Raw genomic sequence first — 20,762 nt, forward strand, 5'->3', positions numbered from 1 at the left:
GCACTCTTTACATCACCATCTTATCCCATTTATCTTTTAGGTATCAATTCATTCTTATCTTCCTTCCAAAAGTCAGTATAAGTTTTATTTTTAAAGTTCACGTTCACCTCAGAAAACGGCATACTTCCTCCAACTTTCAATGAATACCAGTCGTTTAACAGTGGTGATCCGAAACAAATCTTCATTGTACAATCATGTAAATCGAATAATACAGAATGTAAAGTTCCAAACCATTCTTCATAGTTATGTACAGTTAGTCCAGCAGGATATTCTTCTTCTACTAACTCTTTTAAAGACTCTATGCTCACTTGTTCATATCTATTTAAATGCTCATGTAAAAGGTAATATCTCTTTGTTGATTGTTCTAATTTCCTATTATTTAATTTCTGAATTGATGAACTAACTGCATGGTTTGTTGATACAATAAAAGCTTGTTTTTCATCATCAATCATTATTGTGGATTTATGACCGTCAAATATTTCAATATATGCTGCATTTAAAGGATCAGCTATTATTAAATTAATATTACTAGCAATTGGGATTTCTTCTATTAGTAACTTAGCTTCCTGCACATTTTTACATTTCTCCAACAACAATCGAATTACCGCAAAACATTGTAAACCACTCACCATTGGCTTTCTTAAACCTGCAATATTTCCTACTGGTTGACCACATGCTGAAAATGTAACAGCTAATCCATGCTCGTTTATCCCTTCCGTTCGGCCAAAATATTGAGTAGAAAAGCCACTATGTGCATACGCACCTTCAACATGAGTTGAACAAAAACGCATATCATCTATTACTGGTGACAAATCATAATTCCTTAATACATATGTGTGCTCTAAATCGGTCTTTTTAGGTAATACTGCACAATGACTACAACCTGCTTTCAATAGTGTTTGATAGTAATACATCATATTTTTTGAAGGAATTTTTAACACTTCACAAAACCCCTCAATTTCTTCATTTATGCCTGGACAATGTTTGTTTAGTATATTTCTCGATTCTGTCCAATGGTTATTAGATATTACATTTTCTTCGTGTATAAATTGCGGGATGAGATACGGATTTTGTTTCACGAATTCCCCTTGTTGCTTTCCAATCTCATAATAACTTCCTTTTAATGATGAAAAATACCCCTTTACTTGATACATCAAACTCCCCCTCACATTGGATATATCCATATCGTACCAAATGGATTTCATTCATCCTTGATGTTTTTTACTATCTTTCTTTAACACCATCCCATTTTAATATCTCCACTAATAATTATTTACTAGACAATTAAAGTTTTGTTAATATTGCTGTAATAGCTTTATTTCAAAATAAAGTAGTTTGGATATCAAATGAGCAAAATACTTTGTTAAACCCACTTATAAGCAATCATCTAATTCATGAAATCAAAAAACTTATTTATCAAAATAAAAGGAGAATTTATGTATGAGTAGTTGCAAACCAATTGATAAATTAACTATTGAGGACCTAAAACAAAACCCCATTTGGGAATGGGCAATAGATGAAGAGGAAAACGAAGAACATGACGAAATATGGGTAAAACCAGCGGCAACTACTAATTTTACAGAAGAATTAAACGGTTCAATCGTACTAGGCGAATTATTCTTACATAATGGTGAAAAATTCCCTATGATGTGTGAAATTGATATTGAAGGTGACGAGGCCGTAATTCGTTCTGTTGTTTATTATAAGGAAGCAAAAAATGAGTATATTGCTATAGAAGATATTGTGAAAACGGTCGAAATGCCGTTATCGATTATTATTAATCTTACAATTCATGCAGAATCCAAAACCTTACGCTTCACTGCACATAAAGTAGACATTTATAAAAATTCAATAACGACTAATTTTAATTAAAGTCGGCCGAAATAAAGAAAACAATTATGAAATACAAACTGGGGAGTCATTAACGATTCCCCAGTTTTTCAAACTATATTAAAGTATCCCCTTTTCCACTAAAGTCTCTGCAATTTGAACTGAATTCCAAGCCGCACCTTTTAATAGGTTATCGGAAACAATCCAGAGGTGGAATCCGTTTGGCGTATCAGGATCTTTACGTATTCTTCCGACAAATGTATCTATTTTCCCTTCTGCATATAATGGCATTGGATACAGCTGTTCACTAGGGTTATCCTGCAAAATAACACCTGGTGCATCCATTAGTATTCCCTTGATTTCCACAACGCTTGCTTCTTTTTCCAGTTCTATATAAACCGATTCTGAATGCCCCGATACAACTGGAACACGTACACAAGTAGCTGCCATTTTCAAGTTTTCATCTTCTAATATTTTCTTCGTTTCTTGAATCATTTTGACTTCTTCAAAAGTAAAATCATTGTCTGTAAATATATCTACTTGAGGCAGTACATTAAATGCTATTGGATAATGTTTTTTATCTTTTTTCACCGGTAATATATCACTCTTCACTTCTTCACCTGCAAGTATAGACTTAGCCTGCTCTCGTAATTCATGAATCGCATGAATGCCAGAACCCGATACAGCTTGATATGTTGAAACGATAATTCTTTCTAAACCAAATGATTTTCGAATCGGCTGAAGTGCTGTTACCATCTGTAGTGCTGAACAATTTGGAACTGCAATGATACCTTTATGCTGTTTTAAAGTGTGCGCATTCACTTCCGGAACAACGAGCGGTACACCTTGTGCCATTCGGTACTCACTTGTGTTATCAATTACAATCGCACCACTAGAAACTGCATGAGTTACAAATTGTCTAGATACTTCTCCCCCAGCGCTAAAAAAGGCAATATCTACACCTTCAAAGCTAGTTGTTTTTGCCTCTTGTATAATTATCTCTCGTCCTTTGAATCTTACTTTCTTACCAGCGGATCGTTTTGACGAAAGCAATGTAACTTCAACTATATTAAACTTCATTTCATTCTCTAACAGTTCAATAATTTTTTGCCCTACCGCACCTGTAGCCCCAACAACAGCTACATGATAGCCCTTTTTGATCATCTTTTCTCCTCCAATATCACCTGAATGAATATTTCTACAATTTCATTTTATACAGAATTTAATCATTTGGAAAATTAAAATACATGATATAATCATTCACAAATCATGATAATAAAAGAGGGATCGCTTATGGAAATGAGACATGTTAAAACATTTTGCGCCATTGTGAAGTATGGTAATTTTTCTAAAGCTGCGCACGCGCTAGGTTATGCGCAATCTACTGTTACAGCACATATGAAAGCTTTAGAGAACGATTTACATATTCCTCTTTTCGATCGGTTAGGGAAAAAAGTGCTACTTACAAAAGCCGGTCATCAATTTCATCCTTATGCATTAGAATTACTTTCAATATATGAAAAAGCGCAAGAAATCCCCCAAAATACAGATTATTTAGAAGGTACATTAAGTATTACATCTAATGAATCATTAGCGGTATACCGATTACCACAATTATTACGTACTTATAAACAGAAAAATCCGAAAGTAAATATCATGCTTGAAACGAACACAAATGAACAAGCATTACAAAAATTACGTGAAGGAGAAACAGACGTTGTCTTTATAATTGGAGAAAGTATAGAACATAATGATTTTATTACGCGTACTTTTAGTAATGAAACATTTGGATGGATTTTACCAGCTTATTCCTCTGCGCATACAAATCCATTCCAGTTATTACAGGACACCCAGTTCATTTTTACAGAACAAAGCTGCGGCTATAGGCCAATGGTAGATCGTTTTTTACGTCAAAGCGGGAATATTCCAGCTAAAACATTTGAAACTTCCAATGTTGAAGTCATTAAACAATCCGTTATGTGTGAGTTAGGCATTTCAATTCTTCCTTATATCGTTGTACAAGAAAGTTGTCAAAAAGAACAACTATGTTTTCAGCCTATCGAAACTCCAACAGTTATTCAAAGTCATGTAATCTATCATAAATCTAGATGGATTTCCCCGGTGTTACAGTCGTTTCTTTCCTTACTTGAACGAGACTAAAATATTAAGACGTACATATAAAAAGAGTAATTGCCTAATAAGCAATTACTCTCTTTCATTAATTAGTATACTATTTATTAGTCTGTCCCCCACCTGCAATTAATTTACTACCTGAATATGTACCTTTGTCCATAAACAATTGATTAATTAATTCTTTTTGCTCAGCTTCCGACATTACTCCTTTTCCTTCTCCTAAATTCCCACTTTGTAATTTCCAAATCTTATTGTGATCCCCATCAACCTTTTCATATTTCCCTTGTTTCCATCGTTCTAAAATTTCTACATATGTACTTCCCTGCACAAGATCATTACTCTTTACAATATCAATTAAGCTTTCAATCCGCTCTTGTGTAATAAAAATATAGCCCCACTTTTGATCAGCTTTCGCTTTTTGATGTGCCATTTCATGTAATGCTGTCTGTATGTTCTCATCTGTCCATTTAAAATTTTTATTAAAACCACTATTTGGCAATGAATAATTGCCATTTTCTAAAAGCTTTGCATCTTCTGCTTTTACGTTACTATCAGCTAATACTTCTACTGCTGGAGCAGCTGGTGATGCCTTTTTCGCAGCTGGTTTACTATTATTTAAATAATGCAGCATACCATATGTTAAACCTACTCCGATTACCGCCATACCAGCTATAACACCTATTATTTTCAAAAATGTTTTCATCTCGCTTGTTTCCTCCCAAATATCTCTGTTCTGACTACCTAATTATTTCTTATATAAAAACTGTTACTTCATTCAAAATATCGCATCGCATCCCCTATCATATTATTTATATATACTTCCTCATATTGTATTTCTTTTTCTTTAAAATTGAAAGATTATTCTGTTAAATAATGAAAATATTCTACAAATTTTTCCTTTATATTTATAAAGAAACAAAAAAACAACGAGCGCGTTCTACAACACTCGTTGTTTTTACTTTATGCACGATTTTCTTTTAACCACTTCGTAATAGCATCTAACCTCGAAACATCAAAACGTCTTTCTTCACACACATTCAAATTTTTTGAGTTTCTCACTATTTCTAATTCATTATTTCTTACACTTTTCGCCTCAATTAATTTACAATACCCATCTGTAACAGTATTTAAATTTTCATAATAACGCTGAAACGATTTTGATATATGTAAATGTTTTTCAAAGTTTCTTCTTCTTTTCGTCTCATCAGATACTTTCCGCTTTCTAAGTTCTTCATCGTTCGTATATAAATAAAAATATTGATCCGGAAAACCAATTTCCCTATTTATCATCTTTTCTTTATAAAAATTTTCTATTAAAGATAATGGCTGATTAAATATATCAAAATGAAAGCACCAATTATAACTAAGTGGTTGATATATATCCCCATCGAATATTACTAATTCATATTGCTCTGACTTCTGAACAGCTATATTCCAGCGCTCAACTTGTTTTTCAAAATACCATGTTCTATGTTCATTTTTTGGCCTTTCAAATAAAGAATTCACTTCAGGTATTATATAAGCACCATAATTCTTTTCTAATTCACGGCACGTGGTACTTTTACCAACAGCGCTTGCTCCCTCAAATGCTATTATCCCCATAGTTTCCCCCTCTTTCATTAACTAAAATTTCGTTGTTTCGCTTTTCTTCCCCATAACTTTCTCCATAAAACAATTGAAGCGATAGTGAGCATGATTGTTGTAATGATACTACCTTCAATTCCGAACGAGCCTCCATGAAGGAATTCAGGGCCATTTGTTGCAGGTTTAAATAGCGGAGTTGAATATATGGTCATCCCGCTAACTGCAAAACCGTAGACGTTATATTGTGCCCAATTCCAAATGGAATGCCATGCGCAAATCCCCCACAGACTACTGTCTTTTAAAACGTAAAAAGCTGCAAATACACCAACTAATATTATATTCGATATTGAAAGAATTGTAATACCTGGATTAAGTAAATGAAGAAAACCAAATAAGAAAGACGTCACAACAATCCCAACCCATATACGACTTCTAACAGAAAGAACCGGGAATAACCAACCTCGTACAATAATTTCTTCCGTTGCCCCTTGTATTAAAAATGCAACTAGAGATCCTACTATTCCTACTATTACTGTTGAGGTAATATGTTGTACTTGCAATTTCACACTCCCCATTAATAATAGTAGAATAACTGGCGTTGAAATAAATACAAACCCTATTAACGCACCTTTTAAATACTTTCTCATCCATTTCTCTTTCCAAAAGCCAATGGATGAAAAAGGTCTTTTTTCTACAAAACGAACCCATATAAATAAAATAAATATAGCTCCGCCAAACGTTAACACCATTCTAACATTGTCATAAATACCTTTCATGAATATCGTTTCAGCTTTTGGTAAAAATAACATAAATAACATAAAAAGTTCGCCTAAAGTCAAAAATATAATGGCTAATATTACAGCAAAGACTGGATGCACCTTTTTTCTCCCTGCTTTTGCTGCTTCAATTATTATAAATGAATTATTTTTCACTTTCTTTTCTCCTTTTATAATATTTAACTACTACCAGTCAACAACCATATTTTACCATAAAAAATGCAATATTAATATTTACTCTAAGTTTTTCTTACATGATTTTGCATAAATCCAAATTAGGAATAATATATAAATAAAAGAGGTGCCTTTGTGCCTTTACTATTATCACCCAGATTACTCAGTGGTATTACCAGCACTTGCTATTTCCAACCATTTGTTGTAAGATAGTAATTAAGGTCAATTTAACACTATATTTTCTTTGCATATTATCAAGTATCAATCAGGGACATTTTGTACTCCTTATGGATTTTTGATAATATGTGAACTTTTATTTTCATTCAAATAAGGCCGATCATATTGTAATTTTTCTACTTTTAGGAGGCATTACCATGACATTAACAGGTAAAGTAAAATGGTTTAACAGCGAAAAAGGTTTCGGTTTCATCGAAGTTGCAGACGGTAACGACGTATTCGTTCACTTCTCAGCTATCACTGGCGACGGCTTCAAGTCTCTTGACGAAGGTCAAGAAGTTAGCTTCGAAGTTGAAGAAGGTAACCGCGGACCTCAAGCTAAAAACGTTGTAAAGCTATAATTCAAACAATAAAAAGGTTGTTACCAGCAAGGTTAACAACCTTTTTAATATATAACTAAAATTTTTTACATAAAAGGAGTGGTTACATGTATCGCAATCGAAAGAACGATGTAGCAGAAGTACCACCAGAACAAACCCCTGTTTGGGAATGTGAATCAGAGGATTGTTTAGGATGGATGAGAAAGAACTTTTCATTTGAAGAAGAGCCTAAATGCCCTTTATGTAAAAGTAGCATGAAAAGCGGAGAACGTTTATTACCTAAATTAGGTTAATTTATAATAAAAAAAACCTCTTTTAATTAAGAGGTTTTTTTTATTATAAATTTATGTTCTCAATATCAGTTCGTACTATAGAATACAATAATGCATCGTGTTGCTTATTTCCTTGATGAATATATCCACGCAATAGACCTTCCTTTTGGAAGCCAATTTTAGATAACATTCTACAAGAAGTATCATTTTCAGGATATGTAATAGCTCCAATTCTAAACAAACCTAAATCTTTAAATCCATAATCAATAATTTCTCGAGCTGCTTCCGAAGCGTAACCATTTCCCCAATAACGAGGATGCAGATCATATCCAATCTCAGATCGTTTACTCCATAATTGTAAATTGTTTAGTCCAATTGTTCCTATTAAAACGTTCGTTTCTTTTAACACAATTCCCCATCGTATTGCCTTTTTCTCAAAGTAATTTTTTGAAAAAGATTCGATCATACGTGAAGCTTGTCCAAACTCCGTAAAAGAATTCATACCGTAATAACACGTCACTTCATCCAATGAAAAGATTTCATATATTTTTTGACAATAAGATTGTTCTATTTCAACTAAACGTAAGCGTTCTGTTTCTAATATAGGAAATGCCATAGGATCACTCCTTTCTCTCTACTCATTCATTATATCAGAAAAAATATGTATAATTAGTAAAGTCCTTATTGTTCCATAAGTCAAACATTTCTAATGGCGCATTCCCTCTTTATTCTATATACACGAATTGGATACCTTCTGATTGGGACTCAAACATGACGCTATAATTTCCATAAATCAAATTTTAAATTATCAAGAACTGTAAAGAATTTGTTTCTTCATTTTTCCCTTCTAAACAACCACCCTAACCCATACATTTATGGTAAAATATAGTTAATCCATTTTACGCTATGGAGGTGTAAAAATCTATGTATATATTCATCGGCTTATCCCTCTTACTCATATTACTTATTTTTTTATTCGCAAAAAAATTTACACCAAACTCATTCATGATGACTAGCTTTAAAGGCAATAGCTTTAAGACATTTTCAATCGGTATTTTAATCGCTGCCATACTCTCACTTTCATATGGAACTTATCATGCAGTAACATATCAACCTAGTTATTTAGATATTAAATTAAAAAATCAAAACTATACTGTTTTCGGTAATGTAGGCGAATTCGGTTATTTCTCCGAAGAATTATTAAAAAAAGATACAGAAGTACAACTATATTTCGTCTCTTGGAAAACAATAAAGTTAAAAAATCCGGTAATACTTATAGAATATCCTTCAGGAAAACAAGAAACATGGAAGCCAAATATCGTATCAATACCGGTAAATAAATTACAAGAAAAACTTGATATAAAAGATATTTATCAACTATCACCGTATTCATTTAAAGAGTCTGGAGAAATAATATTAACAATAAAAGAAAACAATGTAAAAAACAATACAATTTCCATTCAAATAAAATAAATAAAAACTGTTCCTCCATTTTGCTGAAGGGACAGTTTTTATTTATTCTACAGTATTATTTATTTAATGTATCCATTATTTCATTGGCTATATTCTTTCCATTTCCAATACACGCACCAATTCCAACACCATAATATGAGGCACCAGCTAAATATACATTTGGATAAAGATTCGTCATTTTTTCTTGTAATGCTTGAACCGCTTGATTATGTTCTAAATGATATTTCGGCATTAAATCTTTCCAATTTGTAACTTCAACTACTTCTGGTTCACCTTTAATTCCGAGACTCTTTTCAATATCATATAAAGCGACTCGTACTAATTCTTCTTCACTGTAATTCTTGATTGTTTCATATACCGGATTGGTACTCTTATAAAACATTCTAACTAATAATTTTTGTTTACCCGATGTATGTTTCCACTTTCGACTTGTCCATGTACAAGCATCACAATGTAAATCACTGTTTTCCGTTACAATAAACCCCGTACCATCAGCTGGTAGTTGTTCATCTAGTATGTCAAATCCTAAATAAATACTTATAAGAGATGAGTTTTTAAATGTATTAAACTGCTCATTTAACTCATTAGACTGTAATAAAGTTTGTGCAATATCATGTGGAGCTGCTAAAACAACATAATCAGCTTGTATTGTTTCATGATTTGCAAAAGAAATCTCATATCGATCTTTTTGTTTACTTACAGCCGTCGTTATAGCACCTTTTTTTACGACAGTTTCAGTCAGCACTTCTTCTAAGCGATTAATTATCGTAGATAGTCCACCTTTAAATGATACAAATTTTTTATTTCCTGCTGATTGAAATTGTTTTTTATTCTCTTCAAAACCTTTAATAATACTTCCATATTTATTTTTATAATCCAGTAAATACGGTAATGTAGATGCCATTGTAAGCTCATTCAATTTACCAGAATATACACCTGAAAGCACAGGAGCAATTTGTCTTTCCACTAACTCTTTCCCTAAAAAGCTTTCTAAAAATAAAGCAAGTGATGTATCTTTCGTAAACTCTTTATTTTTCGTTATGAAATCTTTTAAAGCTACGATTTTCCCCTTCGTTGAGACTAGCGTACTGCTAAACAACGACTGGGCGCTCATCGGTATCCCAAATATAGTATCAGAAGGAATCGGATGTAACATGTTTTCAGAATATATGTAAGAAATACCCGTTTCATTATATACCATTTCATTTTCTAAATTTAAATCTTTTACAAGTGGCATAACGTGTTCATTACGAGCAACGATTGAATCCGCTCCTGACTCCATAATGAAATCCTTTTCTTCCACACTATGGATTTTACCACCTAAATACTCTTCTTTCTCAATAAGAATTAAATTTAAATCGATATTATAATCCTTTTTTAATTTTTCTAAATAAAACATAGTAGAAAGTCCCGTTATACCTCCACCGATAACAACAACTGTTTTCATATGTGCTGCGCTCCTAACCGATACAATTAATAATTCCTTTTTATTATAACCAAAAGTCCTTATATTCGACTAGCAAGTTGCGCATTCTGTAAGAAATTAGACAATATATTTTAATATATTTTCAAATTACCTAATAAAAAAGAACTATAACATTTACAAACCCCGTCATAGTTCTCTTTATTTTAAAAACATAAAGTAATTGATTAATTTGTCTAGTTCTTGACTCAATGCCAATACTTTTTCATGTTGAATTCCATAATCCGATACTAAATATAAAAGTTCTTCTTTTTTTATTTCAATTACTTTTTCCAATTTCGCTAGTTCCATGTCGTTTTACATCTCTCCAAAAATAAAATGTATGTATTTCAGTATAGCCTACTTACATAATTAGTAAAAGTAAAATACGCATGTAAAATCTTACATATTTGAAAAAATAATATACTACTAACAAAAAAAGAAACTAGATTAAACATCCTTTTACAGATCATTAGCGTTCATTAAGAATGAATAACATAACGGAATTTTTCTAATGTGATATCTTTATAATTTGGAGCTCTCTGTATATGATTAAAATAACTATATGAGAATTTAAATACATGACCAAAATCCCAATCGAATTCACTATAGTCTTTTATCCAAAATATATTTTCAGTTGGTAAAATATTTGCACGTTTAGATTGAATTAAAGGTAATCGATCTATAGGTGAGTGTAAAGTTATTTCCGTATTCAGCTTGAGCTTTTGGCTAGCTCTTAGTACGTATACTAGTTTTAACAGCGGACGTATCCCTCGTTGAAATATATCTATATGTCCTAAATCGTACATTATATTAATTGCGTGGGAGTATGTAAGCAAATGCCCAATTAAATCATGATGTGATTCCGCTCGATAAATACTATTAAATTTCGATAACTCATTTAAAATGAACTGAGATACTTGTGTTGGATTACTCAATTCACTTTGTATCTCCTCTTCAAAACTTAATTGTTTTACTTCTTTCGTCGTATAACCAATCCACGATCTACCTGGAATTGTTTTTCGAAATGATAAAATAAGAGTAGTAATCCCTTCAATTGCTTGATTATCACCCCATTTTTGTAGCTCTTTCATAGCTAATAAACTTAATGACGCATAAATGACGTTATGCCCCACCCAATGAAGCTCATCAATCGTTTGTTCTAAAGATTTTATAATCATATTTTCCGCAATTTTAAAATCTATTTCTTTTTTATCATCAATCATCTCACCAATTTTTTTCTTGTTCAGCATCATCCTTGTTTGCGAATACATATTACGAGCTGTTTCTTCATCAATATTATTATCTTTCATAAAAAAATAACTAGCAATTGCAGCTGCTCCAAAATGTGCATGCCAAATATCATTTGTTTCTTTTTTACATTGAGAAATAATTGAAAGACCGCCTTTCAAAATACTTTTTTCCATTTTCTTTCTCCCCTATTAAAAATCACTATATTTTCATCCTAAAGATGGTGTCAGTACAAATAAAATGTGATTCGATTCATCACTTTTATTCAAAAATCGATGCTTCACATTCGGTGGAATACGTACAACATCGCCTTCTTCTAAATAATATTCTTTTCCCTCCAATTCCACATACACTTCCCCTTTCATAATAACAGCAATCTCTTCCTTATCTTCATGGGAATAATGGCTTTCTGTTGTGTTTGCTCGTTTATTTAAATCCATCATTAACATTTCAATACGTGCTTTCATAAAATCAGGTGTTAATACATCATATACAATGTGATCATTGTTTTCCCGATATACTTTTTTTCGATCTTTTTTCTTAGAAATGAGCGAATCTGTATCGATATCATTAATAAAAAGTGTAAACAGCGGTACATTTAATGCTTTTGCAATTAACTCCAAAACATTTAAAGAAGGATTAGCATGTCCTCTTTCAATTTGGCTAATTAGTGATGTACTAATTCCTGCATAATCAGCGAATTCACGAATTGTCATATTATTTTTCTTACGATAACTTAATACTGTTTGTCCAAGCCTATCATGTATCATAGTAAAACTTCCTTTCATCCATCATAATGCATATTTCATTGTCTTTGTGCTGACATACTAAACAAAGGCAAATAATCCTTTCCTATTATCTCCGGGACTTATATACTTACCTTTGTACATTATATCGTATTAAGTTTATTATAATAAACACTCTATAGGAGGGACAAACTTTGAAATCACCTATTCTTTCATATTTCATCTTATTTTTTGGTGTATTCGCCTTATCAACTTCAGCAATTTTTGTAAAATTGGCAGATGCTCCTGCGACAATCATTGCTTTTTACCGATTATTCTTTGCCACACTGATCCTGTTACCGTTATTACTATTTAATAAAAATAGTCGAAATGAGCTAAAAACTTTAACGAAAAAACAATGGACATTCGGATTCATATCTGGGCTATTTTTAGCTGCACATTATGTACTATGGTTTGAATCATTACAATATACTTCTGTAGCAAGCTCTACAGTTATCGTAACGTTACAACCTTTGTTCTCAATGATTGGTGGTTATTTTTTATTTAAGGAAAGATTTACGAAAGGAGCGGTTATTGGTTGCCTCATCGCTATTTCAGGTAGTATCATCATTGGCTGGCAAGATTTCCAAATTAGTGGAGAAGCTTTATATGGAGATATTTTAGCATTTATTGCTGCCGGTATCATTACTGCTTATTTTTTCATTAGCCAACACGTTCGTAAAGATTTGTCACTTATACCCTATTCAGTAATTAGTTATGGAAGTAGTGCTGGCTTTCTTGGCATATTTGCTTTCACGCAACAAGAATCTTTCATCCATTACTCTACACAAACTTGGTTGTGCTTTATTGGATTAGCTTTCATTGCTACAATTTTAGGACAAACCATTTTTAATTGGTTATTAAAATGGATGAGTGCTACTGTAATTTCAATGAGTATTTTAGGTGAAACAATTGGCACTTGTATACTAGCGTACTTTATATTACATGAGACCATTTCTTTACAACAAGGACTAGGAATTACCGTTATTTTTATTGGTTTAGTATTATTTTTATTGCAGCCAAGTTCTAATAAAAAAGCATGACAGTATACTGTCATGCTTTTAACTATTCATTATGTACAATTAAACCATTCGGTCTAAAACGACTCATCATAATTTCATTAATAAACTTTCCATGAGCTTTCAAATTCCCTATCTTTACTCCCTCTTCTACAAATCCAAATTTTTCATATAAAGCTTTTGCTTTTGGATTCGTTTCTAATACACCTAGTTCTACTCTCTCTAACATTAACCAATTATCAGCCAAATCAAGCATCTTCGTAAGAAGTGCTCTCCCAATTCCTTTATTATGATATTCACTGTCTACCCCAATGAATAAATCGCCTGAATGAGATCTTCGGCCCGGACTTTGTGTTAAACCTACAAACCCAACAACTTCTCCATCATATTCTGCAACAAATTCAAATTGATTTGGTGCTAAATTTCGAATTCTATTTTCCATAGCCTCTACACGCATGCTAGGTAAGAAAACCATATACGGTAAAACGTCATCCTGTATACATATACGATGAATTGCTCTAGCATCTTGTATTTCTACTGCTCTAACGTTGATTCCCATCTTTCTCTCCTCCATATAAATAACAATATATTTGTGTGTATTCTAGAAACGTTCACGAATGACCTTCTCGCCCGGATTTCTTTATGTCATTTTTACATAATTATTTCGATATAATACTTAATTTCCAAAAAGATTAAAGACTATATGGATATGGATTTGGTTAACTTTTCACCTTGTTATATAAATCAAGCAAATTTTCAATCAAAATACCATTTAGTTTCATGCCGACTATATCACAATTTTCTATTTCAATATTTTTCAGATTACTATTACTTATAGTGCTACATTCCAAATCACATTTATCGAATACAATAGGTTCCTTCTCATCTCCGAGACTTGTATTTTTAAATTGCACTCCACCTAAAGTCACCAAATTAAATTTACTACCAGAAAGATTTAAATCTGCATATGATGACCATCTAAAATTTATATTTCTAAACTTGGATTGACTTACATTACAATTACTCATATTCATATTCATTATATTGCTACCAACAAATGAACTGTTTTTTAAATTCACTTGATAATACTCTGTATTTGCTAAATTACAGTTTTCGTATTGACTATTTTTCATATCTTTATTTGTAACTACACTCGCTTTGTTTGAGCTTGTTTTTATTCTTTTCACGTAACAATACTCATCTTCCGATTCAAAAATCATTTGGTAACCCATCTTTTTATAAAAGTGATGATTGTTAATTTGTCTACTAGATGTTTCGAGATCCCAAATCTTTATGTTCGGATATTCCTTTTCTATTAATTTCATAACATGTGATCCAATTCCTTTTCCTTGATAAACAGGATCTACAAAAATACGATCAATTCGACCGTACGACTTACCAGAAATCGTAACTATTATCCCTCCGATTATTTCTTTATCCATTACAACTTTGAAAGAATCCAATTCTTCAATGGAATATTCCATCATTTCAACTGAAGAATATCCTGGCGGTTGAATGTTATAATCAATGACATCATCTTGGCCATATAGCCATTGTTTTGCTTCTGCATCAAATGTTCTTTTCATTATTTCTGTTAATTTCTCAGCATCTAAAATTGTAGCTTTTTCTATAGATATTTTCGTCATTTTCGTTTTCCCCTTCATTATTACAAACCAACCATTTTTGTGAATGGCATAATTATCAATTCACTTTTGTTTTTAATGCTTTTCCCATTATTACATATGGAACATCATTTTTACTTGGATGAAATGGTTCTAATACATTTACCCAATCTAATCTTTCATATAACGAACGTGCTTTTTCATTGTTTATTTGTGTTGTTAAAACACTCGTTCTATTTGGAATCCCTTCTAGTAATTCATTATGTAATTTCGTTCCAAGACCTTCATTTTGATATTCTGGGTGGACTGCTAACTCTACAAATTCAAAACAATCTTGTAACCATTCGTCTACTTGCTCTAGATGTAACGCTTCTCTCATTAATTGATTATAGTACTGTCCCTCCATTGAGCGATAACCATAAGTAAAACCAACTACTTCATTTTCATCATTTATTGCTACTATACCTTTAAAACCTGTATATTCTATATGCCTATTCATTCGCTCGATCATTTCATTGAAATTTGTTTTCTCAAATACTTTACAATACAAATTTGCCATATTCCCAATTAGGATCTCATCTTTTTCAATGCTTATGAATTTCACTTTATTACCCCCTATTAAAACATTTATATCCTTAAATTTTTAAAAACAAAGAAAATTAACACTAATCACCCTCTTTACTATTAAACTACAAATCACCCTATATTTTCCACGATTACTTAGTATTAATGAATAATAAAAAGAGACCATGTAATATAAACATGTTCTCTTCTTTTATTCATTTTCAATTTTATCCCGCTATTTGCCGGGCAGTAAGACCCCCACCTCAAAATTCAGCGAAAGCAAAGAAGTTAGGTGGGGTTCGGGCTAATAATCAGCGGGGGCTGACACCCCACTGATTAAAGTTTCACTTTATATAATTAAAAATTAGATATTACTTAAGCCACTCGTTGCAAGTATTACTTAACTGCTGTAAATCTTCTATAAATTGACTCGCATCATATCCATCACAAACCGAATGATGTACTTGTAATGAAACTGGTAGCATAACCTTGTTTCCTTCGTTAAAATATTTCCCACAAGTTATAATTGGCAATAGAAAATTTTCATCATTATTAATATTAAGATTAAATCCAGTAAAACTAGTCCAAGGTATGCTAGAAATTGGAAATACATTAGGCGGAATATTTTCTTTCGTGAAAAAACCATGAACACTAGCATAGCATCTCATATCGTCTTCATAATTTTTATAGAAAGTGCGGAAATCACCTGAATAATCCGTCCATATACTTGAAAAAGACTTATCATCTTTATGAAAGATTGTATAACTCGGTATCATTTCCTCCCAATAGCCTAAAACTCCTTCATCGTTAAAACATGTTCGAAATTTTTTATGATTATTTACTACTCTAGAAATTAAATATATAAAAACGGGATAAAATTTTATTCCCTTTTGATATACTTCCTCTAATAACATCGTGATATCAACATTCATAGTCATACTAAATGTACATTTCAACTTTAAATAATGCTCAAAATACCGCTCTCTATTCCAATCTTCTCTATCAATTACATGAAACTTCATTCTAATAGCCTCCTAAAATTTTCTTTTTATTTTAGAAGGCTAATCCCCTTGCTTTCACCATAATTGTTCACTCCTAACAGTTTACAATTCACCCTAATTATTTATTTAATTATATAACATATGTAAGAATCAATTCACATATTTCTGGAAATCCATCCACATACTATAGATAAATCAAATGAAATTTGGAGGATCCATACATGAATAACAAAAATATGAATAAAAAAGAAAATGTTACTGAAAACACTACATCTATTCAAAATAATAATACTGCAAATCTTACTATCGAAGAACAAGCAATGAACGGCTTATACGGGATGCCCGAAACAACAATTGAAGATGCTGATCACGCTGCAGCTGATGATTTGACTTCAAAAAATTAATTAACTACATTGAAAAAAGCCAAGGGAAATATCCTTGGCTTTTTTAACTATGCATCCACCTTTTGTATTTCTTCACTCTTTCTTGAAAGTTTACCTGGCCAAAAAGCAAATCGGCCTAAAACTACTGTAATCGCGGGTACAAGTAACGGTCTTACGATAAACGTATCTAATAATACTCCAATTGCAGTTACAATACCAAATTGAACTAATACTTGAATTGGAAGTGTACCTAACACTGCAAAAGTTCCTGCTAAAATTAAACCTGCCGATGTAATAACACTACCTGTTTGTATTACACCATTTTTTACTGCATCCAAGTGATTTTGTGTCTTTCTGTTTTTCCATATTTCTGAAACCATAAAGATATTATAATCTTCACCTAAAGCAACTAAAAATACGAATGCGTACAACGGTATCGCACCTTGAATGGCCGGCGCTCCCATACCGTAATGAAGTAATATCCATCCTGCTCCTAACGCTGAGAAGAATGATAAGACAACAGTTACAATTAAATAAACCATTGCAACAACCGATCGTAAATAGACAAGTAATAGTAAAGCGATAATGCTAATCATTACTGGAATAATTACTGATTCATCACGTTCAGTAATTTGCTTTGTATCATATAATGAAGCTGTTTCTCCACCAATCCACAATTGCTCTTCAGCATTACTAATCCCAGCATCTTTTAATACTTTTTCCACACTGTTTTTCAATTTAGGAATTTGATCTAATGCTTCAATTGCGTATGGATTTTCCGCTAAAGAAACTTCATACATTTGTATTTGCTTATTTTCTTTTCCCTCTTTTGGCTCTTTCACTGTATTTACGAAAGAAAATTTCTCTAGTTCTTGTTTAATAGGAAGCTCTTTGCCTTTCGTATCAACAACAACTTTTATTGGTGCTAGTTCACCAGCTGAGAAATGATCACTAATTAACGTAAACCCTTCACGAGAAGGCATATCCTTTGGAAACGACTCTAATAAGTCATATGTGTATTGAATACGTGGTACGAATGAAGCCAATCCGCCTAATACAAATACAGTTAGCATAATTATTGTCCATGGTCTTCGTACTACAATATCTCCAAGTTTTTTACTAAAGGAGCCTTTTGATTTTTTAACTTTTACAGCCCTCTTTTTCTTTCTTGCAAACTCCTCATTCATTGAAGTTGTTCTCGGTATAAACGGGAAAAATGCAATTCTACCGAAAATTAATAATAGTGCTGGTAAAATTGTTAAAGCCGCGATTCCCATTATAAATACAGCAACACTAAATGGTACTGCAAATCGATGAAAGGCACCATAATGAGCAAGTAGTAATGTTCCTAATCCAAGTACAACAGTTAACGCACTCATTATTATTGCACCGCCAGATGCTTTAATCGCAAGTTGCAATGCTTTATATTTACTTTCTTCTTCTAACAAGTACTCTCTATATCTCGAAATTAAAAATAGACAATAGTCCGTTCCAGCGCCAAACAATAATACTGTCATAATTGATATCGCTTGGGCATCTACTTTAATCCATCCGTGATCAGCTAAAAAACCGAGTGTAGGACTAATAATACCGTATGCAAAGCCAACAACAAGTATAGGTAAAATCGCTAAAATTGGTGAACGATACAGTAAAATTAACAAAACTAACACTAGTAGTACAGTAGCCACTAACAATTTCACATCTGCTTGACTAAATAAACTAACTGCATCTGTTTGAATACCTACAGGTCCTGATAATCGAACATGTAAACCAGATTCACTTATTTTTTGTTTAAATGGATCTTCATCCACCTTACTATTCACTATTTTTCTAAACTCTTCAAGATTTCCTTTTAATATATCCGTACCAGCAGATTTATTAAAAAATACCGGTGTAACAAATGATGTACCATCTTTTGACGCACTTTTTGATAATACTTGCTCTGGAATTGTATCAAATGGTGGTAACGTTGATTGTTCTTTTAAAGGACCAGATTTTAACTCTTTATAAACATCTTGTATGAGTTTATAATCCTGTGACTGTAATCCACCATCTCTATACCATACTACTAACAAAGGATTCCCTGCATTATTCGGAAACTCTTTTTTCATAAGTGCTTCCGCTTGCTGCGACATAGCTGTTTCGGGTAAATTTTTCGGGTTCGGTTCTTTCGTACTATTTACTTGTGGTAACGTAAATGAAAGTAATAATGTAATAAGAATCCATACCGATAAAGTGATCCATTGCGTATTTTTACCTGCTACAAGCCTCCCTAACATATGTAACGGGTGCTTTTTCATAAAAAACCCACCTTCCTTTTTTCCTCCACTATTAATTATATATACTGGTCGGTTAATTAATCAAGAATGAATAAAAATTATGTTATAATTATCTAAACAATACATGTCAGGAGCGAATGGATTTGGAACAAAAACAACGCACTCTTGGAAGGCCTCGTCAAAATAAAAATACAAAATCTACAAAAGAAACCATTTTAGAAGTTGCAACTCGGTTATTTCTTACTCAAAATTATCAAGTCGTTTCTATGGAGGAAGTAGCAAAAGTTTGTGGTGTTACGAAAGCAACCGTCTACTATTACTATTCAACAAAAGCAGATTTATTTACCGCTACTATGATTCAAATGATGGTACGTATACGTGAGAATATGTGGCAAATACTCTCTACAAACAATACTTTAGAAGAGAGATTATTAAACTTTGCTAAAGTTTACTTACATGCCACAATGGATATCGATATGAAAAATTTTATGAAAGATGCAAAACTGTCGTTATCTGAAGAACAATTGAAGGAATTAAAAAAAGCTGAAGATAGCATGTATGAAGTGTTAGAAAAAGCACTCGCTAAAGCGATGCAATTTGGAGAAATCCAAAAAGGAAACCCTAAATTTGCCGCTCATGCATTCGTATATTTATTATCAATTGGGAATTTTAAAGATGAAAATGACAATCCTATTCTTACAAATATAGATGAATTAGCACAAGAAATCGTTTCTTTTTATTGGAACGGATTAGGACGTTAAAATTACATGGGTTTCCTTTAATAAAAAAGCATGTTTGTATTTCTTCAAACATGCTTTTTTATCATTTAAGTGTTTTATGTATATACCAACAATTAGACTACACTTTAGCATCCATTATCAAAAAATTATTATCTTCGACTTTTACAAATTTTGAAGTTGAATCTTTATATTCCCCTTACTTAATCCCCCGTGGTAACAAACTACAGATTTAATATCTAGATTTAAATACTTCTTCAAAGACTCCTGCGCTTCTTTAATATTTAAAGTTGTTGGGGCGTGAATTCCTCCTAACTTTCCATTCACACTATACATCGAGTCTCCTGCAATAAGAGTTTTACTTTGTTTCAAATATAAACTAATATGCCCCGGAGTATGCCCTGGAGTATGGAGAATTAGTATTCCACCGCAATACGGAAGTTCTTGCCCGTCAATCACTGTGCCACTCACTTTTCCTTTTGGTGGATTCTCTACATGTACATCTTTCAATAAAGGTAAATCTCCCTCAATATATGGCTTATCTAACTCGTGCGCATATACTTTAATATCGCTTACACCATTCTCCAATACATCAGGAAGGCTACCTATATGATCTATATCCTGGTGTGTCAAAATCACAACTTTTAGCTTATCAACAGATACCCCAACTCTCTCCATCTCTACTTGTATATCTTCGAATTGTCCAGGAAAACCAGTATCTATTAAAACTGCCATTTCATCATTCCATAAAAGAATTGGGTGAATGATAAATTCTTGAAATTTAAGTTGTAACATTTCTACCCCTTCAGCAATCTCCATACAGCAATTCTCCTTTATAACTGAAGTTTGAAAATATGTAC

The 20,762-nt window shown here is 32.1% G+C and carries 24 protein-coding genes; 8 read left to right on the forward strand and 16 right to left on the reverse strand.

Annotation, left to right across the window (positions count from 1 at the left end):
• Positions 1-29: 29 nt before the first annotated feature.
• Positions 30-1,154 (reverse strand): C45 family autoproteolytic acyltransferase/hydolase, encoded by a 1,125-nt coding sequence (locus ACTFN4_RS17930; protein ID WP_439962630.1) that lies wholly within the window; start codon positions 1,152-1,154, stop codon positions 30-32.
• Between the two features lie 286 nt (positions 1,155-1,440).
• On the opposite strand from ACTFN4_RS17930, the gene ACTFN4_RS17935 reads away from it, so the two are divergent.
• A complete protein-coding gene (locus tag ACTFN4_RS17935) occupies positions 1,441-1,872 on the forward strand; it encodes a hypothetical protein (RefSeq protein WP_439962632.1) in 432 nt (143 codons plus the stop codon).
• A gap of 78 nt (positions 1,873-1,950) precedes the next feature.
• Here the strand turns inward: ACTFN4_RS17935 and ACTFN4_RS17940 are convergent, their stop codons facing one another.
• The gene (locus tag ACTFN4_RS17940) at positions 1,951-2,994 is read right to left on the reverse strand and encodes an aspartate-semialdehyde dehydrogenase (protein ID WP_439962634.1); all 1,044 of its coding nucleotides are present in this window, start codon (positions 2,992-2,994) and stop codon (positions 1,951-1,953) included.
• 129 nt (positions 2,995-3,123) lie between these two features.
• On the opposite strand from ACTFN4_RS17940, the gene ACTFN4_RS17945 reads away from it, so the two are divergent.
• Positions 3,124-3,990, forward strand: coding sequence for a LysR family transcriptional regulator (locus ACTFN4_RS17945; protein ID WP_439962635.1), 867 nt, complete (start codon positions 3,124-3,126; stop codon positions 3,988-3,990).
• Positions 3,991-4,060: 70 nt separating this feature from the next.
• Here the strand turns inward: ACTFN4_RS17945 and ACTFN4_RS17950 are convergent, their stop codons facing one another.
• From ACTFN4_RS17950 to ACTFN4_RS17960, 3 genes are all read right to left on the reverse strand, one after another.
• The gene (locus tag ACTFN4_RS17950; RefSeq protein WP_439962637.1) at positions 4,061-4,666 is read right to left on the reverse strand and encodes a PRK06770 family protein; all 606 of its coding nucleotides are present in this window, start codon (positions 4,664-4,666) and stop codon (positions 4,061-4,063) included.
• Positions 4,667-4,923: 257 nt separating this feature from the next.
• Positions 4,924-5,583 (reverse strand): AAA family ATPase, encoded by a 660-nt coding sequence (locus ACTFN4_RS17955; RefSeq protein ID WP_002024134.1) that lies wholly within the window; start codon positions 5,581-5,583, stop codon positions 4,924-4,926.
• Positions 5,583-6,479, reverse strand: a complete 897-nt coding sequence (locus ACTFN4_RS17960) for a CPBP family intramembrane glutamic endopeptidase (RefSeq protein ID WP_000794823.1) — start codon at positions 6,477-6,479, stop codon at positions 5,583-5,585. Before ACTFN4_RS17960 ends, ACTFN4_RS17955 begins: the two co-directional genes overlap by 1 nt.
• Positions 6,480-6,871: 392 nt before the next feature.
• Between ACTFN4_RS17960 and cspD the strand changes: the two genes are divergently transcribed.
• Both cspD and ACTFN4_RS17970 read left to right on the forward strand, forming a co-directional pair.
• The gene (gene cspD, locus ACTFN4_RS17965; protein ID WP_000176366.1) at positions 6,872-7,075 is read left to right on the forward strand and encodes a cold-shock protein CspD; all 204 of its coding nucleotides are present in this window, start codon (positions 6,872-6,874) and stop codon (positions 7,073-7,075) included.
• A gap of 86 nt (positions 7,076-7,161) precedes the next feature.
• Positions 7,162-7,347, forward strand: a complete 186-nt coding sequence (locus tag ACTFN4_RS17970; RefSeq protein ID WP_000286203.1) for a cold-shock protein — start codon at positions 7,162-7,164, stop codon at positions 7,345-7,347.
• Between the two features lie 43 nt (positions 7,348-7,390).
• On the opposite strand, the gene ACTFN4_RS17975 is transcribed toward ACTFN4_RS17970, so the two are convergent.
• Positions 7,391-7,942, reverse strand: a complete 552-nt coding sequence (locus ACTFN4_RS17975) for a GNAT family N-acetyltransferase (RefSeq protein WP_000885397.1) — start codon at positions 7,940-7,942, stop codon at positions 7,391-7,393.
• Between the two features lie 308 nt (positions 7,943-8,250).
• Here ACTFN4_RS17975 and ACTFN4_RS17980 point away from each other — a divergent pair, with 308 nt between their 5' ends.
• Positions 8,251-8,799, forward strand: a complete 549-nt coding sequence (locus ACTFN4_RS17980; RefSeq protein ID WP_000275240.1) for a hypothetical protein — start codon at positions 8,251-8,253, stop codon at positions 8,797-8,799.
• A 55-nt stretch (positions 8,800-8,854) separates the two neighbouring features.
• On the opposite strand, the gene ACTFN4_RS17985 is transcribed toward ACTFN4_RS17980, so the two are convergent.
• The 4 genes from ACTFN4_RS17985 to ACTFN4_RS18000 all read right to left on the reverse strand — a co-directional run bounded on the left by ACTFN4_RS17985 (position 8,855) and on the right by ACTFN4_RS18000 (position 12,282).
• Positions 8,855-10,246: a protoporphyrinogen oxidase gene (locus ACTFN4_RS17985; protein WP_000860352.1), complete on the reverse strand. Its 1,392-nt coding sequence runs from the start codon at positions 10,244-10,246 to the stop codon at positions 8,855-8,857.
• Positions 10,247-10,423: 177 nt separating this feature from the next.
• Complete coding sequence (locus ACTFN4_RS17990; protein ID WP_000417698.1) at positions 10,424-10,573, reverse strand: aspartyl-phosphate phosphatase Spo0E family protein; 150 nt, start codon at positions 10,571-10,573, stop codon at positions 10,424-10,426.
• Between the two features lie 170 nt (positions 10,574-10,743).
• Positions 10,744-11,688 (reverse strand): hypothetical protein, encoded by a 945-nt coding sequence (locus ACTFN4_RS17995; RefSeq protein WP_000415694.1) that lies wholly within the window; start codon positions 11,686-11,688, stop codon positions 10,744-10,746.
• Between the two features lie 33 nt (positions 11,689-11,721).
• Positions 11,722-12,282 (reverse strand): helix-turn-helix domain-containing protein, encoded by a 561-nt coding sequence (locus ACTFN4_RS18000; RefSeq protein ID WP_000581032.1) that lies wholly within the window; start codon positions 12,280-12,282, stop codon positions 11,722-11,724.
• A gap of 170 nt (positions 12,283-12,452) precedes the next feature.
• Here ACTFN4_RS18000 and ACTFN4_RS18005 point away from each other — a divergent pair, with 170 nt between their 5' ends.
• Entirely contained in the window at positions 12,453-13,340 is an 888-nt protein-coding gene (locus ACTFN4_RS18005) for a DMT family transporter (RefSeq protein WP_000841810.1), read from the forward strand.
• Between the two features lie 22 nt (positions 13,341-13,362).
• Here ACTFN4_RS18005 and ACTFN4_RS18010 read toward each other — a convergent pair whose 3' ends face one another.
• The 4 genes from ACTFN4_RS18010 to catA all read right to left on the reverse strand — a co-directional run bounded on the left by ACTFN4_RS18010 (position 13,363) and on the right by catA (position 16,524).
• Positions 13,363-13,875, reverse strand: a complete 513-nt coding sequence (locus ACTFN4_RS18010; protein WP_000512619.1) for a GNAT family N-acetyltransferase — start codon at positions 13,873-13,875, stop codon at positions 13,363-13,365.
• A gap of 160 nt (positions 13,876-14,035) precedes the next feature.
• Positions 14,036-14,980 carry a GNAT family N-acetyltransferase gene (locus ACTFN4_RS18015; RefSeq protein WP_002025165.1) on the reverse strand — a complete coding sequence of 315 codons (945 nt, stop codon included), beginning with the start codon at positions 14,978-14,980 and terminating at the stop codon, positions 14,036-14,038.
• 37 nt (positions 14,981-15,017) lie between these two features.
• Positions 15,018-15,542: a GNAT family N-acetyltransferase gene (locus ACTFN4_RS18020; protein ID WP_000668806.1), complete on the reverse strand. Its 525-nt coding sequence runs from the start codon at positions 15,540-15,542 to the stop codon at positions 15,018-15,020.
• A 331-nt stretch (positions 15,543-15,873) separates the two neighbouring features.
• Positions 15,874-16,524 carry a type A chloramphenicol O-acetyltransferase gene (gene catA / locus ACTFN4_RS18025; RefSeq protein WP_000668542.1) on the reverse strand — a complete coding sequence of 217 codons (651 nt, stop codon included), beginning with the start codon at positions 16,522-16,524 and terminating at the stop codon, positions 15,874-15,876.
• Between the two features lie 200 nt (positions 16,525-16,724).
• Here catA and ACTFN4_RS18030 point away from each other — a divergent pair, with 200 nt between their 5' ends.
• The gene (locus tag ACTFN4_RS18030) at positions 16,725-16,907 is read left to right on the forward strand and encodes a DUF4021 domain-containing protein (protein WP_001060657.1); all 183 of its coding nucleotides are present in this window, start codon (positions 16,725-16,727) and stop codon (positions 16,905-16,907) included.
• Positions 16,908-16,954: 47 nt separating this feature from the next.
• Here ACTFN4_RS18030 and ACTFN4_RS18035 read toward each other — a convergent pair whose 3' ends face one another.
• Positions 16,955-19,186, reverse strand: a complete 2,232-nt coding sequence (locus ACTFN4_RS18035) for an MMPL family transporter (RefSeq protein ID WP_439962638.1) — start codon at positions 19,184-19,186, stop codon at positions 16,955-16,957.
• Positions 19,187-19,308: 122 nt separating this feature from the next.
• Here ACTFN4_RS18035 and ACTFN4_RS18040 point away from each other — a divergent pair, with 122 nt between their 5' ends.
• Positions 19,309-19,926, forward strand: coding sequence for a TetR/AcrR family transcriptional regulator (locus ACTFN4_RS18040; protein WP_439962639.1), 618 nt, complete (start codon positions 19,309-19,311; stop codon positions 19,924-19,926).
• Between the two features lie 141 nt (positions 19,927-20,067).
• Here the strand turns inward: ACTFN4_RS18040 and ACTFN4_RS18045 are convergent, their stop codons facing one another.
• Entirely contained in the window at positions 20,068-20,721 is a 654-nt protein-coding gene (locus ACTFN4_RS18045; RefSeq protein WP_000401455.1) for an MBL fold metallo-hydrolase, read from the reverse strand.
• Positions 20,722-20,762: the final 41 nt, after the last annotated feature.

The organism is Bacillus cereus group sp. MYBK95-2 (genome assembly GCF_051915225.1).
Classification (GTDB): Bacteria; Bacillota; Bacilli; order Bacillales; family Bacillaceae_G; genus Bacillus_A; species Bacillus_A cereus.

Bases quoted from the DNA above. Each gene is read 5' to 3' on its own strand.
- ACTFN4_RS17930 (WP_439962630.1), bottom strand. From the start codon at position 1,154: ATGTATCAAGTAAAGGGGTATTTTTCATCATTAAAAGGAAGTTATTAT.
- ACTFN4_RS17935 (WP_439962632.1), top strand. From the start codon at position 1,441: ATGAGTAGTTGCAAACCAATTGATAAATTAACTATTGAGGACCTAAAA.
- ACTFN4_RS17940 (WP_439962634.1), bottom strand. From the start codon at position 2,994: ATGATCAAAAAGGGCTATCATGTAGCTGTTGTTGGGGCTACAGGTGCG.
- ACTFN4_RS17945 (WP_439962635.1), top strand. From the start codon at position 3,124: ATGGAAATGAGACATGTTAAAACATTTTGCGCCATTGTGAAGTATGGT.
- ACTFN4_RS17950 (WP_439962637.1), bottom strand. From the start codon at position 4,666: ATGAAAACATTTTTGAAAATAATAGGTGTTATAGCTGGTATGGCGGTA.
- ACTFN4_RS17955 (WP_002024134.1), bottom strand. From the start codon at position 5,583: ATGAAAGAGGGGGAAACTATGGGGATAATAGCATTTGAGGGAGCAAGC.
- cspD (WP_000176366.1), top strand. From the start codon at position 6,872: ATGACATTAACAGGTAAAGTAAAATGGTTTAACAGCGAAAAAGGTTTC.
- ACTFN4_RS17970 (WP_000286203.1), top strand. From the start codon at position 7,162: ATGTATCGCAATCGAAAGAACGATGTAGCAGAAGTACCACCAGAACAA.
- ACTFN4_RS17975 (WP_000885397.1), bottom strand. From the start codon at position 7,942: ATGGCATTTCCTATATTAGAAACAGAACGCTTACGTTTAGTTGAAATA.
- ACTFN4_RS17980 (WP_000275240.1), top strand. From the start codon at position 8,251: ATGTATATATTCATCGGCTTATCCCTCTTACTCATATTACTTATTTTT.
- ACTFN4_RS17985 (WP_000860352.1), bottom strand. From the start codon at position 10,246: ATGAAAACAGTTGTTGTTATCGGTGGAGGTATAACGGGACTTTCTACT.
- ACTFN4_RS17990 (WP_000417698.1), bottom strand. From the start codon at position 10,573: ATGGAACTAGCGAAATTGGAAAAAGTAATTGAAATAAAAAAAGAAGAA.
- ACTFN4_RS17995 (WP_000415694.1), bottom strand. From the start codon at position 11,688: ATGGAAAAAAGTATTTTGAAAGGCGGTCTTTCAATTATTTCTCAATGT.
- ACTFN4_RS18000 (WP_000581032.1), bottom strand. From the start codon at position 12,282: ATGATACATGATAGGCTTGGACAAACAGTATTAAGTTATCGTAAGAAA.
- ACTFN4_RS18010 (WP_000512619.1), bottom strand. From the start codon at position 13,875: ATGGGAATCAACGTTAGAGCAGTAGAAATACAAGATGCTAGAGCAATT.
- ACTFN4_RS18015 (WP_002025165.1), bottom strand. From the start codon at position 14,980: ATGAAGGGGAAAACGAAAATGACGAAAATATCTATAGAAAAAGCTACA.
- catA (WP_000668542.1), bottom strand. From the start codon at position 16,524: ATGAAGTTTCATGTAATTGATAGAGAAGATTGGAATAGAGAGCGGTAT.
- ACTFN4_RS18030 (WP_001060657.1), top strand. From the start codon at position 16,725: ATGAATAACAAAAATATGAATAAAAAAGAAAATGTTACTGAAAACACT.
- ACTFN4_RS18035 (WP_439962638.1), bottom strand. From the start codon at position 19,186: ATGAAAAAGCACCCGTTACATATGTTAGGGAGGCTTGTAGCAGGTAAA.
- ACTFN4_RS18045 (WP_000401455.1), bottom strand. From the start codon at position 20,721: ATGGAGATTGCTGAAGGGGTAGAAATGTTACAACTTAAATTTCAAGAA.